The organism is Terriglobia bacterium (genome assembly GCA_032252755.1).
In the GTDB taxonomy this organism is placed as follows: Bacteria; Acidobacteriota; Terriglobia; order Terriglobales; family Acidobacteriaceae; genus JAVUPY01.
Genome location: JAVUPY010000007.1, coordinates 42,042 through 58,474, shown reverse-complemented (window position 1 = coordinate 58,474; position 16,433 = coordinate 42,042). Strand labels below are relative to the sequence as shown.

Here is a 16,433-nt window from a genome sequence, read left to right as displayed (position 1 = left end):
TTTACGTCGTTGCCGCCACCCGCGCGCTCCTGGATTCCAGCAAATCGTAAACGCGCGAGTTGGTGCAGACCTCGTAGTATCGCCCGTCGGTCCACTCGCGAAGTGACATATCCATGGCGTTTACGTGTGGGATGTGAGCTTCGCGCACGACAATGTTGTGGAACGAAGCCGTGCCGCTCGCAGTCGCCACGGGAACCAGGCCGCTATACAGGCGGACGGTTTCTTTGCCCCAGAGACCAGGCAACTCCACCGCGGTCAGTTGCAGCTTGATCTCCTGCTGCAGTTTCTGGAAGGCGGCTTCATTGATGTGCACGCCGCCGATGTTGTAGCGGATCAGGAATTCTTCAGGGGTACCACCGGTGAAGGCGTCATCAACGGTTTTGAAGGCGAAGACGTTGAAGAGATTTTCATTGAGTCCGGCGTATTTGCGCGCAGCTTTGCTGCAGGACGAGAGCCGGTCGCTTTCGTTGAGCGCCTTGGAAATCATGATGCGGTTCGCGCCATCCATCAGGTACATCGGCGCGGAATCCTGGAAGCAGATTCCGATCCCGAGTTCCAGCGTTGGCAGGCCGGATTTCTGCGATTGCTCGTTATAGCCGCGCACGATAGCAATCATCTCGCGGGCCAGCATGCAAGTACGTGCCGCCACGAAGCTCTGCTCGTTTTCGCGCTCGAACATCGCCAGAATGACCGCGTCGCCTTCGATGAAGACTTTGGTCGCGCCGTACTTTGGCAGCAACTTGTTCACCGGTTCGTAGAAATTCAGACTGAAGTACGATGCCGGATTCAGGCCGCGTTCAAACAGCGTTCGCGTGAGATAAGTCGAATCGCGAATATCGGCTTTCAGGATCACATGGCTGGCAATTCTTTCTTCTGCCGGCTTTTGTTCCTCGGTGAGGAGAAATTCGTAGAGCGTGTTATTGATGGACGAGAGTTCGCGAAGTTTGTCGTTCGCTACGACATTAATAGCGTCAACCGCGGAATTTACTGCCTCCAACCGCCGCAGGTCGCGATGGTAGCGCATGAAATCGACGAGGAAACGGCCCGCCGTCTTGGTTCGCTCGGGAAATGAATAGTTTTCCATGCGGCGCACGGCAGTCTGCAGTTTCTCCGCGGACATCCTTCCGTGCTCCTCGAGCAATTGCTCCACGCGCTTGCGCTCCGCCCGCGAGATCAGCGCGTTTTTGAGTTGCTGCGGATTGATGACCGGCGAATATTCTGCCAATAACGGAACCACCTCGTAAGAGGCGATCACGTAGGGAAGGATTCCGGCGTCTTCCAGAGTCTGCGTCCATGCCGTCAGGACAGCGCGTTGGCCCTTCCCCTTTACGGAATCCTCGTCAGGGGAGCCGCCCGCAACCAACTCCTGTGCATTCTCCGGCGCATTCAGCCAACCATCAAGTCGCGCGCGATCCTGCTCTAGATCCAGTGCATCCAGAAGACCGATTTTCTCGAAAAACTCTTCCGCGGCTTCTACAACGAACTCGAACCGGTCCACGTCCTTGTCGTAGTTGCCGAGCATGACGTAGTGTTCGGCGTTCAAATAATCGTCGCGGCCGTTTTCGCTGAACAGCAGGCGGTCCATGAAGAGTTCATAGACGCCGAGTTCGGCATCGCCAAAGAGCACCCGGCGCATGCGTGCCAGCGATTCCTTTTCAACCTCACGCAGCGTGGCAAAGAGTTCTTGGCCGGCTTTGCGCTGTACGATTTTCTTCGAGACTTGAAGTTTCAGGAAACGGTCGCGCAGCGCAATGCCCTTGGGATTACTCCGTGGCCCTTCGTATTCGCGAAGCTTGGCGCGGCAACGTTCAAGCACCTGCACGAATTGGGTCGAAAGCTCGTTGCGCAAAAACTTAATGACTGCCAGGCGGCAAAGGACATCGCGGCAGATATTTCCGTCCGCCTTCGCCTGGTGTAGCGACGCCAGTTGAAGATCGGCGAGCATCCGCTTGAACTCGGCACTCGGGTCGGCAGGTTTGGGTTTTACAGGATCGATCTTGGGACGCGACCACACCGGGACATTATTTTGATTTGCGGAGGCAAGTGGCTCGGACTGAGTCAAATCCTCGACATTGCCGTATTTCGCGATCAGCTTTACGAGGTGCGCGCGGGCGGTCTCGGCGAATTTTGGGCTGAGGTGGACATCATGCCGCACGTTGTCGACACCGGTCAGCAGGCCTTCCAACTTGATTTCGGGAGTGTACGTCGCCAGCGCCAATTGTTTGACGTGGTCGGCAACATTCACCCGCTCAAAAAAAGGAAAGCGAGGCATTTCACCTCATGGCGGGGCACCAGGCCCCGGTGGTCCGTTCTGCTAAGCGCGGCGAGACTCTCGCAGAGCCTTCACCATCGCGGTTATCGATTCGAGCTACAACTAGCGTTCCGAAGTTACCACCTCGGCAACACCTGCGCTAGGTTACCTTCGGAACCAAAAAACCAAGGCGCACCGCCGAGGCGATGCGCCCATTTCCAGCTGTCCGGAGGCTACTTTCGGCCCGCTTCCGCCTTCCGGGCGGCCTCGAACTCATCGCCCTGGTGCCATTCGACCAAGTTCGGCAGGTCCGCCGCCTGCCATGCCAGCGCGAGGCCGAACCGCGCCATTACGCCATCCGTGCGGTAGTCACCGTTTTCCTGGAACTCATCGGAGGGCTCATGGTAGTTGGCCGAGTTCTTTTTCTGCTGCTCCTTCACCCACTCCTCGGGATGTCCTTCGAAGCGTCCACCGGTATTTACCGAGAAAGCCGGGATTCCGACGCGCGCAAAGCTGAAATGGTCGGAACGATAGTAACCACCGGATTCTGGATGCCCGGGCGGCACAATCGTCATGCCGAAATCGGCAGCCGTCTTTTGGAAGATCGGGGCAAAAGTCGTCCGATCATATCCGCCAGCGCTAACTTCCTTGGGAATGCCCAGCGGCGGAATGGAGTCAAAGTTGATGTTTAGGGAGATGTTTCTGTCCGGAATTGGAGGATGCTGGCCGAGATACTCCGATCCCAAGAGCCCCTGCTCCTCCCCGGTGACTGCGGCGAATATAATCGAGCGCTTTGGCTTCTGCGGAGCCCCGCTAGCGGCTCGCGCCATCTCCATCAGCATTGCGGTTCCCGAAGCATTATCGAGAGCCCCGTTGTATATGTTGTCGCCCTTCATATCAGGCCGAATACCCAAATGATCATAATGGGCGGAGATGATAACGGCCTGGTCGTTCAACGTGGCATTCGACCCCGGCACTTCGCCGATCACGTTATAAGCATCGAAGGGCCTGACCTTGCTGACTACGTGGGCCTGAACTTTGAGGGGAAGCGGAACAGGCTTGAATCCACGCTGCTGCGCCGCTTGAATCAGTTGATCCAGGTTCTGCCCTGCATCCGCCAGCATCTTTGTGGCGACATCATGTTGCACCCATGCGGCAAGCCGCAGCTTCGGATTCTTATCATCGCGAAGATAAGAGCGCTCGCCCGACCATGAGTTACGCACGACATCCCAGCCGTAGCTTGCCATGTCGGTTTTGTGGATGAGGATGACGCCGGCCGCGCCCATCCGCGCCGCTTCTTCGTACTTGTAAGTCCACCGGCCGTAGTAGGTCAGCGCCTTGCCTTTGAAAAAGTTCTCGTCGTTCGACGGCGGCTCGTTGACGAGCATCAGCAAGACCTTGCCCTTGACGTCCACGCCCGCGTAGTCGTCCCAGTTGTAATCCGGGGCGCGGATCCCGTAGCCGACGAACAGGAGATCCGAAGCGGTGTCACTCAACGAATTCCCCGAGTCATCCATGATGACGCAATCGTCCCACTGCTTCAGGTTCATCGTTTCCTTGGGGGTGGTGATAGTCATCGTGCTCTCGGGGAGCGTAGTGACGCCGAGCATTGGCACGTCCTGGAGATAAGTGCCATTTGCTCCGAGAGGCTTCAGACCGGCTTCCTCGAACTGGTTCGCGATGTAGTGCGCTGCGATATCACCGCCACGAGCGCCGGTGCCGCGCCCCTCAAGAACATCGCTCGACAAAAATCGAATGTCGGCTTTGATGCGGCCATCGCTGACGTCGTGCATGGCCTGCATCGCGCCTGGCGGCATCGTGGTGTACTTCTTCGCTCGATGAGTTCTTGATTGAGCCAACGCCATGCTCAGCAGCAAGGCGCACGATACGAGAAAAAAGATTCCTCTTCGCATTCCTGACCCACAAATGGATTGAGTTTTCTAACGACTGATTGTACGGGAGGAATCAAGAACTCGCGACTGGATAGCACTTTTCGTGAATCAATCGAACTACCTTCCGGGTTCGTGATCCGCGACCGCGGATCAGTTTTTGGACTCTCAACCGGCCTTAAATTCGGCGACGTTCTCCCCATGCTGGAACAGCTTGCGGGTGGCGTTCTGGCTGTCGCGGAACTCCGCGTAGAGGGATTCCATGTCTTGCCGCGACCAACTGATGATGGTGTGCGAAATTTTCCCGTCCTCGTCGATGATGAACAGCGTCGGAACGTTGGTGAGGCCGTAAGCGTTGGACACCGGGTAACGGAGCACATCGTCGAGCGCGAGTGGAAAATGCACGCCGAAGCTCTTTGCGAATTCTGCCGTGCTGGGGCCGTCGTCCTGCGAGATCCCCACAAAGGTGAGGCGTTTTCCCTGGATGAGATCTGCCATTCGATTAAAGTATGGAAATGCATACTGGCACACCGGGCAGGAAACCTTGAAGAAGGCCAATCCGACGGGTCCCTTGGACAACGAATCTCCCAGTGAGAACGTGCGTCCGCCCAACAGAGGAAGCTCGACTGCGGGTGCCTTTGTGCCTGGTTTTAGTGCAGCCATTTTTTCTCCTTGCCCTAAAACCTTAGATTCATGGACTCTTCCACAGATTCGCCGCCCGCAAAATCTTTCGCGTCAACCCGGTCAGAGGCAACTCGTGTGATTTCTTCAGCGCGATCCATCTCCCGCCACGAACTTCGGCGGCCGCGAGCGGGAACACCAGTACGGTGTAGTCGCTGTTCGTGATCGAGTGGCGCAAGAGGAACAGCGGAGAATCATCTGCTTTTTCGGTGGGTGGGATTTCCCACATCCCAGCCATCAACCTGTCCTTGGAATTCCGCTGGATAAGGTAAACGGAGCCTCGCCGTTGCGCCAGACCGAAGATCAACTCCCGCTTATGACGGTCGCCTCGCGGCTTCTTCGTTTGCCGGCCGGGATCCGCGCACCAGTTCTTTACCGGGCAGAGCAGGCACCTCGGTTGCTCCGGCAGACACACGGTCGCACCGAGTTCCATCATCGCCTGGTTCCAGTCTCCCGGGTACTTCGCCGGGAGCAGGACCGACGCGTGCTGCCACGCTTCGTTTCTCTGACGGAGATCCTGCCCGAGGAAGCGCGCCAGGACGCGCTCGACATTACCGTCCACGACGGCAACCGGTTCTCCAAAGGCAATGCTCGCGACGGCAGCCGCAGTGTATCGGCCGATGCCCGGCAAATTTAAAAGCTCACCCGCGGTGCCGGGGAAGTTGCCACCGAACTCCGCGACAATCTTGCGCGCGGCCGCGTGCATCGCACGGGCGCGCCGGTAGTAACCCAGACCGCTCCACACGGCGAGCACATCGGCTTCTTTGGCCACGGCGAGCGTGTGCACGTCAGGAAATCGCGCCAGGAAGCGCCGATAGTACTTCAGCACGGCAGTCACACGCGTCTGCTGCAACATGATTTCGGAAATCCAGATGCGGTAGGGATCGCGGGTTTCGCGCCAAGGCAGGTCGCGCCGCTCGCGGCGGTACCAGGCGAGGAGCGTGTTTTGAACTCGAGCTAAGTCTTGGTTGTCGAGGATCCCACCGGAACGCGACATCTGGAGAATAATTTTACGAAGCCGCCACTCGTGCCGGCAACCACTCTCTTGAGATCAGTGGAAAAGGCTGGCCGAAAGGCCAGCCTTGATCACAGAGCCGATTCCTATTTCTGATCCGAGGCCTTGTCTTCCTGATCTGCTGTCTTGTCCTTGCTCTTATTCTTTTCCTGTTCGATCTGCGCGGTCAAGGATTCCTGTTCGCGGCGGAATTCCGACAACGTAATCTGCTGGTTGGAGATCATGTCGAGGTACATATTCTTCCGGAACTGGTCCTGAGTGCTGTCGGCCTTCTGCTGCAACGTATCCAGTTTTCTTTGGAGATCCTGCTCACCCTTTTTGGCGTCGGAGAGCTTACCTTCCAGATCCTTGAGTTTCTGGTCGTCGGCAGCCTTGGCAGCATCGGCTGATTTTGGGTCTGCCTTCTTGTCTCCGGCCTTTGCGTCGGTCTTATCGCCTGAAACATCGGCCTTGGCTCCGTCACCCTGGTCCGTCATTGCAGATGCATCGCCCTGGCTCGCTGTGTTGTTATCCGGCGGTGCCTGGGAATCCGGGAAGTCGTCATTGGTGTAGACGTGTCCGGATTTCTTCTCGCTCGACTTCTGCTTCGCAGCCTGCACGATCGCACTATCATTCTGGGCCGCCGCCGGTTGCGCCAGCGCGACAGCAAGGAGCGCCAAGGTACTGGCCAAAATCCAATGTCTTGTTTTCATAATCACCTCTAGTAGGTCGCCTCTCGAATACTCAGCAGTCGCGGCGGCTGCGGAATCTGGTTCTGTTTGAGGGCGCAAGAATTGAAGTTGATCACGGCACTGCCGCCGAGGGTGTTGTCGACGTATGATTCTTGCCCGGCGAGCACTGCGCCGATAATGTTGGTGTGATCGGAGCCACCACCCGTAAACTTAACCACGCCCTTCACCAGGATGAGGCCGTAGAAATTCAAGCCACCGTGGATGTCGAGATCGCCGTCCACGATAAGGATTCCGTTCCCCTGGGAACTGCTCGTCAATTGGAGATCGCCGGGAACATAGGTAACTTGGTTGTAGGGGGAGGGCGTCTGTCCTGATGTATTCAGAGTTCCGTCCGAGTTATAGCTCAATGGGAAATTTGGCGGGATACCGAAGGTCTGGCTTGACTCTGTACCGCACGTGCCATTGCTGATCAGGTTTCCATTACTGTCATACGTCGGAGCAGTGCAGGTGTAGTTGTAAGGAGAACCAGTTACAGAGACCGCTCCCTGCTTGTAGGTGTTGATATAGTCATTGATGTCATAGATCCACGGCTGGTTCTGAACCACAGCAGGGTTCGTACCCGCAACCAGATTTTCAGAACTCGTCGCCTTGTCAATCGTTCCCGAGGCATAGATTGCGTATTTTGAGTTGTCGCAAGTGTACGGTGTCCGGTTCGGACATGTCGTCGTCTGCACGCCTCCAACCGTGGTAGTCGTACAGTTCGTGGTGACATAGCCGTTGTTCTTACTGTAATTCATGTCGCAGGTACAGCTATCAAACCCGTTGACATTCAGTTGACCGTTGAGCGTCACGTGGTCCTGCGAATCGACGGCAGCGTTCGTGACCAGTGGCGGAGTCTTTGCCACTTCGGCGATGACCATTCGTCGCGAGCCAGTTCCAAAGCCTGCCGAACTCGTCTGAGCGAGCGAAACGATTCGGTAAACCGGTTCCCAATACTTGCCCTGACTTTCGTCCTTACAACTGGTCATCCCCGGCACCGTGTTCAAAGGAACCTGCTCCTTGCCATCCCAGCAGATCGGGTCCCACGTCGCTGAGCTGAGACTGTCATAAAGGGAACTTGCCACCCGGTAATTCAGAGTGTCGGAAGTAAATCCAGCCGACCGATTTTCCTTCGGTGTAATGCGTACCCATTTGAGATCCAGTGCAGCCGAGGTTCCTCGGTTCGGATCGCTACTGTCTCGGGGTGTATACCAACCGGTTGTGCCCGGCGACTGCTGGCACCCGAGATTCGGAGTAGCCGAGTTGTCGCCGATGACATAAAGTCCAGGCAAGAATTCGTGGCAGAGTTCGTCGTCAAAGAACTTGTTCGAGGTATCCCAGGGCCGAATATCACTTGTGGCGTCAATGGCATTGGGGTTCAAGATATAAATCGCGCTCATGTTGTTCGACGCCGAAGGAGCTCCCGACGGCGCCACCGATGAGTCAGTCAGGAGGCGGACACGCGCTTCCTGGATACCGGCCAGTGCCGCGAAATAAGCCTTCTGCGAATCGCGATAGTTCCGGTTGATCTGCGATTCCGTATCCGAGGTCGACATCATCGCCAGGGCAATGCCCGTCACCAGCAGCAGCGCGAAAATCACAATCAGCAGCGCAATGCCTTTCTCTTTGCGTTTCTTCTTGGGAGTTCCTGTCGAGTTCGTCATGCCGCCTCCTCTACTGTTGGTTCGGCAGGCGCACAGCCGCCGAATACGACATCACTGGTTTTTTGCCGGTCTGTAAGTCTGACCGGCTCGCCAGTACGTTTAAGTTGATCCGGATTGAACGTATTTGGGGAAGATTCTGCTGTCCCTGTGTTGTGCTCAAATCCGCCGGCGAAATCTCGTTTCCCAGCGCGTCGTAATACGTGAACAGGTTCGCATTCTTGTATGTCGAATAGACCGTGTCATTCGACACGGTGGAACCGCCGGCAGCGGTGGTTCCAGAAATCGTGTACGCCGGCGTATTCGAAGCTCCGCCATCGGCGCCACCGCTATTGATCACCCCGCTCACAGCCGTGTAGTAATTCTCGTGACTCTGATTCATCGAGGTAACGTTAGTCTTACTGGTTTGGCTTCGCGAAATCGTGCAGGGGCAGTTCCCATCCGCGTCGGCCTGCAGTTTGTAGTCGATAACATCAACATAGCCGTCGCCGTCGACGTCGCCTTCGAACCAGAGCTCGTCATAGGCGGCCTTCACCATACCTGCCGCAATTGTTGAACTATTAGTCGGGACTGAGCTGTACATCTTCGTTGTCGGGTAGCCGATACTGTGCACATCTCGTACGAGCTGGTCCACGAATTCCCGCGATTCCTGCGTCACATCCACTTTGGTTTCTTCTGTGCGGGAACGTTTCTGTACGAGCACGATTTGCCGGAAAACTACTGCCATCACCAGCATCAGAATGGCAACAACAAAGACCATTTCCAGGAGGGAAAAGCCGGCATTCATGTTTCGGATTCGTTTCGTCATAAATACCTCAATTGCCCGTCGCCGAGATGGTCCGCAGTGTTACTGGAATCAGAAATTGCGCCTGTGCCGACGTCCCCTGGGCATTCGCAGCTGCTGTTTGCGCGGCGCCCACGGTAATCAGCTTTTCCGAATAGCCGGTCCCACTCGCGATTGTCTGGATGTTCCAACGAATATCGTACGTAGATTGCTGTCCGCCGGTGCCGCAACTCACGTAGTACATCGAATATCCAGTCGTTATGCCCGAGCGAGACTGAGTAAAGTCCACGTTGCCGGGCGGCACCGTGGTACTGCTGTTCGGAGCAACCGTGACGGTGTTATCCGGAGCAGTCTTTACGGTGTACACATTTCCCGCACAGTCGGTCATGGTTATATCGTTTCCACCAGGTTGTGCCGCGATGGATTCCAGTACCGCCTGTGCCGCAAGAGTCGCTCCTGTGTCGAGTTGGTTGCGGTTATTGCTGGCGATCGCGGTCATTAACAACCCCAGGAGCGCTGCGAGGCCAACCGTGAGTACCGTCAGGGCAATCATCAACTCGATCAGCGTCATGCCCCGCTGACTGCGCATCGTGTGTGCTTTTCTCCGCAGGTTCATTCGCATTGCAGCCTCACATCTTTTCGTAACTGGCGCCGTCATAAAACCAGGTATTGATTCGTCCAGCGGGCATAATCGTGATAGCTCCCCAGCCGGTTCCGCCCATGGTTTTGTCCATCTTGAAATAGATCAGGAAGCCAACTTGCTGGCCCTTGCCGGACGTATCCCAGTTCGAACAGGCGCTGGCAGTGCCCACGCAGGGCAGGCCACGGGAATTGAACTGAACAGGTACAGTCGCGACTTCGGGTTCATAAGCACTTGAACCCGAAAAAGTACTTGGGTCCAACGTAGGCGCGCCGGTGGCGAATGCGGTGACGCCCCTCGGAAGCGCACTGGCGAGTGCCGCACTGTTTACCTGCAATGTGCTGTTGGTTCGCACGGCCTGCATTCGCTGTTGCTGACAGATTGCCGCTACCTGCATCATCGTGTTCTTCAGCTTGTAGTCAGCCATCGCCCTGAGCACGTTCGGAATGGCATAAGCTGCAATGGCGAGCATGATCGCAACTACCACGACCAGTTCCAGCAGGGTGAATCCACGCCGACCTTCCACTTCGAATTTCTGCATCGTGAAGCTCTCTTCCAACAGCGATCTCAGACCGGACTTCGGCCCAGACTAGTTGTACCTGTGCAAGCAGAGTTCCACCAGATTACCTAAGGATAGGTACCTGTATTAACAATGGCTTAGGGGAGCATTTGAAAGATTTCGGAAAGGATGACGCCAACCAGCATGTAACTTTTTGTTACATTTTAGGAAATAAGATGATCGGTGAGTTTCTACTGTATCGGCGAGGATGACATGGCGACTACGACCCAGCCATGCTTCAGTTCCTGCCACACGGAAAGCATTCGCAGCCGCATTTCGGGACCCGGGCCGCTGGCCGATTTCATTCGTAGCGTGATGACGTAGCTGACGAGAAGGTCATTGCCGGCCGGACGGGTCTGAACCTCGCCGATCTGGAAGTGATCGACGTTGAGATGTGACAGGTGATCGAGCAGCGCCGGTTTGTCCAAGGTGAGCAACTGGTTGGTGCCCAGGAACTCCGGCCCCACATGCCTGTCCAGTTCCTGCCATTTCTTATGCTGTACATCGTTCCAGAATAGATTGACGAGCCGTTCGCCCGATGTCGCCTGGTGCCAATTGGCGTTCTTCTTCTCGCCCCACTTGGTACAAGCGGTAGAGGTGATGACGCAACACAGGATTACAAAGGTTGCGACGTAGCGCGGACTCTTGGTCATGATGGGCATTGTAACTTAGCAGATACAATAAGAACGCCCCCCGGTCGGAGGGCGCTTTTCGCTTAACTGTTCAGTTTCTTACCTGGCCGTTTCAGCAGCCTCCGCAGCCATTTCCGTTTCCGCCGAACCGCTTCAACTGCGCTTCGAAGGGAACCGAGAACTGCTTCTCGATCTTCTCGCGGTAGGTCGGACCCGAGTTGTAGGTGCAGAACGGGTACAGCTTGCCGTCGGGCGCGGCGTAGTGAATGACACATCGCTTCACGCGCTCGACGTCGTAGTTGTAGAGATCCATGAAGTGCATGCCGGCGACCAGCAGCGTGCGGTATGTGAATGTGCCGTCCATGCCGTCGCGGCCGAGCTTTTTGTCGGTAAGGCCCTGGAGCGTGTCGAGGAACTTCTGAAAGGTCAATCCGGGTGGCGCGAACTCCGGCTTGAAATGCCGATGCAGCGCCAACCAAGCCTTGGAACCGTGGTAGTACTTCATGAGCCCACTGCCCGCTTTCTTGGATAATTCCTCGATATCCTGCAGCATTGCCGGAATATCGACGAACTGGGTGACCGGGACCGCCTTGCGCGACTTCTCGTCCACGAACATGTAGGTGCCGAGCGAGCAGTGCGGATGGCAGCTGATGGTCGGCACCTCGCGGGCTTCCAGCTTCGCCTTCAGCTTGCTGAAAGGCGTCACGCTGGAGAGAGGGAACCAGTCGTCGTAGTGATTGAACATGCCGGTCTGGTCGGCCAGGGCGTGCGCCAGGTCGGTCAGGGTGAAGCGCTTCTCTTCGAGCTCGCGACGCGAGATGCGGCCAGTGAACGCCACCGGCTGGAAACTGATGCCGCTCACAGTGTCGACGTTGTTGATGGCGACCTGGAGAATGTCGCCGAGTTCGTGATCGTTGAGCCCCTTCACGATCGTCGGCACGAAGACGATCTTGATTCCGGCTTTGCGGCAGTGCGCGATGCACTGCATCTTCTTTTCGAAAAGCGGCTCGCCACGCGTCCTGCGATAGACGTCGTCGGTCACGCCATCGAATTGCAGATATAAGGTGGAGAGGCCGGCTTCTTTGCAGCGCGTGGTGAATTCCTGGCTCGCGGCGAAGAGGATTCCGTTGGTCGCCGCCTGAAGATGTGTGAAGCCCATCTGCTTCGCCATCGCGAGAATCTCAACAAATTTTGGATGGATGGTCGGCTCACCGCCCGAGAACTGAACGACGCGCCCATCGACCGGCTTCTCGTCGCGTAATGCCTGGAGCATCACCCGAATCTGGTCCATATCGGGCTCGTAGAGATACCCTGCGGCGTTCGCGTTGGCGAAACACACCGGGCAGGTCAGGTTGCAGCGGTTCGTCAGGTCGACGTTCGCCAGCGCGGTGTGCGAGGTGTGCAGCGAGCACATGCCGCAATCGTCTGGGCAGACTGACTCGGCGCCCTTGTTGATGGCAGGATTCTGCAGGCCACGGTTGTCGCCAAACTCCCATTCCTCAATCTTGAGGTAGATGTCGACGTCCGACATGACGCAGTCTTTGAAGTAGCCGTGCTCGGGGCAGGTTTTCTCGATCATGACCTTCCCGTTCTCTTCGAACTCGCGCGCGGGGATCACCTTGGCGCATTCGGGGCACAGCGACTCGATGTTCTTCGGCAGCCCCTTTTGAAGTTTCTTTATCGGCGCGCCCGTGTAAGTCGTTTCAGGCTGGATCACTTTCAGATCCGACCGCTTGGCCGTGGGGGATAAAGTCGCAGTGCTCAAGATGTACGCTCCAAGTAATGAATTTTGGGAATTTCCCAAGGCTCCGAGCACGGAGCAGGCACACGTATCTCTCCAAATCAGGTACTTATTGTTTCCCAAATTGGGATTCGAAGCTGTGAACGCAGTCACGACTTTGGGTGAAGCGGCTTTTCAGCGAATGGCAATTGGGCGCATCTAGCGGCGAGATTTAGTGCTGAAAAGCTGTTGAATTTCGCAGCGCATCCCACCATTCACACCTTCTTCGGCAGTTCAGCTACCGGCGTGTTTTCTGTCTCCGTGGCTCGGCGGCACGGAAATGACGAGAAAACGCACGTCGTCGACGGTTTCGTTTCTCGCCTGGTGGATGGTACCGGGCTCGATTTCGAGCGAGGCCCCGCGAAAAATACGAACGTCGCCATGATCGAATCGCATCGTTAATTCGCCTTCGAGCACATAGAACAACTGGCGCGCGCGGTCGTGCCAGTGCGACTGTTCGCTGGTCCCGGGCGGCATCCGCTCCTCGATGACGTGCACTTCCGGCCGCTTCAGCAGAAAGTACCCGTCGCAACCGTCTCCCCACGTGTAGTGCTCGGCCGTGTCGCGCGAAACCGGCTTCCGCGGTAGGTTTTCCATTTCAACAGCATACAAAAAGAAGGCCTGTCATTGGGACAAGCCTTCTGCAGTCTGCGGATTTGCTCTTCGGAAATTCCGATCCTCCGGTCGGCCGATTACTTCGCAGCCACCAGTTCCTTTTCCGTGGCCATCTTTTTCGCCTTCATGAGTTCTACGGCCTTTTGCGCGATGTGTTCGGCGGAGACTTCGAATTCTTTCACGAGTTCCCACGGCGCGCCGGAGTCACCGAAGCGATCCTTCACGCCAATGTAGCCCGTGATCACGGGCGTCCCGTAGACTTCGGGGCTCTCGGTGATTACGCTCGCGACGCGCCAGCCCAGTGCTCCGATCTGGTGTTCCTCGGCGGTGACGACCACGCCCGTTTCTTTCGCTGCGCGAACGATTGCCGCCGAGTCGATCGGCTTCATAGTGTGGATGTTCACTATGCGCGTCTCATAACCAAAATCCTTCTTCAGTATCCACGCTGCGCGCATCGCCTCCGGAACCATAGGCCCACAGGCGACGATCGTCAGGTCTTCGTGTTCGTTGCGATACTCGCTCGCGAGCTTCGTCTCGAAGGCTTTGGCAAATTCGGCGTTCTCGCTGCGGAAACGGGTTACGTTGGCTTTGCCGAAAACGAATGGCGTGTTTTCGTCCGTCACGATCGGAGTCGCTTCCCGCGCGAAGCGGATGTACTTCGGTCCCTTGATGTCGAAGAGAAGGTTCGTCGTGGCCTTCTTCGTCTCCACAGAGTCGCAGGGAACGACGACATTCATGTTCGGTAGACCGCACATGGCGAACAGGTCTTCGAGCGCCTGGTGCGTTGCGCCGTCGGGGCCAACGCTGACGCCGCCGTGCGCCCCCGCAATCATCACGTTGAAGTTGCCATAGCAGATCGAGACGCGGATCTGGTCCAGGTTGCGTGCCGCGGCAAACGTCCCGTAGGTGCCGAATACGGGCAGCTTCCCTTCCTTCGCCAGTCCTACCGAAGCCGCCGTTGCGCTCTGCTCCGCGATGCCCATCGACAGCCAGCGGTTCTTCCGCTCCGGATGTTTCGCGTAGAACTCGCTGATGGTAATCGAACCGGAGATGTCGAGGCCGAGGCAGACCACGCGCGGATCGCTGCCGTTCTCCGAGAGCGACTCGCCGAAGCCCATGCGCGTCGGCTTCATCTTTACCTGCATCGTCTCGGGCTGCGCGTTCCACCAGTAGTTCTTCTTAAACTTTGGCATCTTGGTGTCGAGCTTCTTGTCGACTTCTTTCTGGAATGCCGCCGCGTGCGCGAATAATTCGTCTACCGGGACCTTGTCGGCGACACCGAGTTCCGCCAAGCCCTTCGCCATCTCTTCTTTATTAGGAGCCTTGCCGTGCCACCCGGCGACGTTCTCCATGAAGCTGACGCCCTTGCCTTTGACGGTATCGCAGAGCAGGCAGATCGGCTTGCCGTTCTTACGACGCTTGGCCTCTCCGAGACCAAAGAGGACCTGCTTGATGTCGTGGCCATTGATGCGAATGAGTTCCCAGCCGAAAGCTTCGTATTTCGTATCGATCGGCTCGATGTTCATTACGTCGGCCACGTTGCCGTCGATCTGCAGGTGGTTGTTGTCGATGATGGCTACGAGGTTATCGAGTTTGTAATGGGCCGCTTCCATGGCGGCTTCCCAAACGTTGCCTTCCTGCTGCTCACCGTCGCCCATGATGCAGAAGACGTGGTAGTCCTTCTTATCGAGCTTCGCCGCGATAGCGTTACCTACTGCGATCGACAGCCCTTGCCCGAGCGACCCGGACGATACCTCGACACCCGGCAGTTTGAGCCAATGCGGGTGTCCCTGGAATGGAGATGAGAGTCGCCGCAGCAGTGCGGTATCTTTCTTTTCGCAGAAGCCCGCGAATGCCAGACCAATGTACAGCGCCGGAGCCTTGTGTCCGCCCGACCAGATGATGCGGTCGCGGTCTTCCCAGGTTGGATTCTTTGGGTCGTGGTTCGCGACCTTGAGATAAAGCGCCGCGACGATATCCATCATCGAGAGCGTGCCGCCGGAGTGGCCCGATCCGGCGCAGCAAAGCGTTGCAAGGTCGTAGCCGCGCATGATTTTCGCCTGCTCGACGAGTTCCTCGGTCGAGTAGTCACGAATAGTTTTTCCGGTTTTGGAGTCGAGCAGTGCCATGACATTCCCTCGCAGGGGTGCGCTCAGGCGCACAAATCCCAATGCCCACGTTATTCAGGGATATACATGGCTGCAGTGAGACCTATCACAGGGAGGATGTGACGGATGGACAAATGGCAGCCGAAAGATGATTGATTCGCTACTGCGGCGGTTGCTGGTTTTGCTGCTGCTTCTGCATCTGCTGCAACTCGCGCAGCAACTCTTCGGGGGACTTCACCCGCGGCTGTTGCGGTTCCTGTCCCTGTTCTTCCTGGCCTTGTGGATTCTGCATCTGCGGCTGCCCTGGAGCACCGGGCTGAGGGTAGCCCTGGGGCGGCGGCTGCTGCTCCTGTTGCGGTTCTTCCGCTTCCGGCGCGTTCTGCTCAGGAACCGTCATATCCTCGGTTTCAGCGTTATCTGGCTCCTCCTGCTCGGCTGCTGGCGTGGGCGGCGCAACGTTGGGACGCGCCTGCATGGCGGCATTGGAGGTTACCGGCTGCGAGGGAGCGTTCGATCTCGCGGTCAGGATGATGCGCTGCACCCCGCCAGGCTGCCCCATCGGACCCAGGATGATGTAGTCATACCGCGATCCGTTGAAGAGCGCCGTAAGAACATCTTTCGGATCTCCGGGCCCGAGGTGGACAGCGACGCGGTCATTCCCGCCTATTGGTGGCTTCTCAATGGTCGCGCCTGTCACGCGCCTCACCGCGGCAAGAACATCATTCATCGTCGAATTATCCGCGTTAATCGTGAGTTGTCCGCGGCTATAGCCGACCTCTGGCGGCTGCGCCGGCATCTGTTCCGGAGTGGGCGGCGGCGCTGGTGGTGGCGGCGGCACTTCAACCGCAGGCTTTTTGGTCTTCCACTTCTTGCCCGTGGGCTTCGCTTTCGCACTGGTCTTGCCGTGTTCCCGGGTCGGGCTTTGCTGAACGTTCCTCGGCGTTGGCGCGGTCTGCGTCTGCAACGCGGAACCAAGCCCCGCGATCAGCAGTACGAGCATTCCCGTGCCACACCAATTCCGGTTGAGCATCTTCAACAAAGCAGGTGCTTTACGAGCCACAATGCACAGATTCTACCACCGGAATGGTACGCGGCTCTGAACATCTGA

General features: G+C 57.1%; 14 protein-coding genes. All 14 read right to left on the bottom strand.

All coding sequences use genetic code 11. From position 1 onward, the window contains the following. Position 1 precedes the first annotated feature (1 nt). Complete coding sequence (locus ROO76_00845; protein ID MDT8066689.1) at positions 2–2,272, bottom strand: hypothetical protein; 2,271 nt, start codon at positions 2,270–2,272, stop codon at positions 2–4. 212 nt (positions 2,273–2,484) lie between these two features. After that, the gene (locus ROO76_00840) at positions 2,485–4,116 is read right to left on the bottom strand and encodes a M28 family peptidase (protein ID MDT8066688.1); all 1,632 of its coding nucleotides are present in this window, start codon (positions 4,114–4,116) and stop codon (positions 2,485–2,487) included. A gap of 192 nt (positions 4,117–4,308) precedes the next feature. Continuing rightward, on the bottom strand, positions 4,309–4,803 hold the full coding sequence (locus ROO76_00835) for a TlpA disulfide reductase family protein (GenBank protein MDT8066687.1): 495 nt from the start codon (positions 4,801–4,803) through the stop codon (positions 4,309–4,311). Between the two features lie 28 nt (positions 4,804–4,831). After that, positions 4,832–5,818, bottom strand: coding sequence for an A/G-specific adenine glycosylase (gene mutY / locus ROO76_00830; GenBank protein MDT8066686.1), 987 nt, complete (start codon positions 5,816–5,818; stop codon positions 4,832–4,834). Positions 5,819–5,922: 104 nt separating this feature from the next. Then, entirely contained in the window at positions 5,923–6,528 is a 606-nt protein-coding gene (locus ROO76_00825; GenBank protein ID MDT8066685.1) for a hypothetical protein, read from the bottom strand. An 8-nt stretch (positions 6,529–6,536) separates the two neighbouring features. Further along, entirely contained in the window at positions 6,537–8,210 is a 1,674-nt protein-coding gene (locus tag ROO76_00820) for a hypothetical protein (protein MDT8066684.1), read from the bottom strand. 10 nt (positions 8,211–8,220) lie between these two features. Continuing rightward, the gene (locus ROO76_00815; GenBank protein ID MDT8066683.1) at positions 8,221–9,015 is read right to left on the bottom strand and encodes a type II secretion system protein; all 795 of its coding nucleotides are present in this window, start codon (positions 9,013–9,015) and stop codon (positions 8,221–8,223) included. 7 nt (positions 9,016–9,022) lie between these two features. After that, entirely contained in the window at positions 9,023–9,580 is a 558-nt protein-coding gene (locus ROO76_00810) for a prepilin-type N-terminal cleavage/methylation domain-containing protein (GenBank protein ID MDT8066682.1), read from the bottom strand. Positions 9,581–9,620: 40 nt separating this feature from the next. After that, complete coding sequence (locus ROO76_00805) at positions 9,621–10,172, bottom strand: prepilin-type N-terminal cleavage/methylation domain-containing protein (protein MDT8066681.1); 552 nt, start codon at positions 10,170–10,172, stop codon at positions 9,621–9,623. A 209-nt stretch (positions 10,173–10,381) separates the two neighbouring features. Further along, complete coding sequence (locus ROO76_00800; protein ID MDT8066680.1) at positions 10,382–10,843, bottom strand: nuclear transport factor 2 family protein; 462 nt, start codon at positions 10,841–10,843, stop codon at positions 10,382–10,384. A gap of 91 nt (positions 10,844–10,934) precedes the next feature. Next, entirely contained in the window at positions 10,935–12,587 is a 1,653-nt protein-coding gene (locus ROO76_00795; protein MDT8066679.1) for a radical SAM protein, read from the bottom strand. Positions 12,588–12,836: 249 nt separating this feature from the next. After that, a complete protein-coding gene (locus ROO76_00790) occupies positions 12,837–13,199 on the bottom strand; it encodes a cupin domain-containing protein (GenBank protein ID MDT8066678.1) in 363 nt (120 codons plus the stop codon). A gap of 95 nt (positions 13,200–13,294) precedes the next feature. Continuing rightward, positions 13,295–15,346: a transketolase gene (locus ROO76_00785; protein ID MDT8066677.1), complete on the bottom strand. Its 2,052-nt coding sequence runs from the start codon at positions 15,344–15,346 to the stop codon at positions 13,295–13,297. Between the two features lie 139 nt (positions 15,347–15,485). Beyond that, complete coding sequence (locus ROO76_00780; GenBank protein ID MDT8066676.1) at positions 15,486–16,385, bottom strand: hypothetical protein; 900 nt, start codon at positions 16,383–16,385, stop codon at positions 15,486–15,488. Positions 16,386–16,433 lie beyond the last annotated feature (48 nt).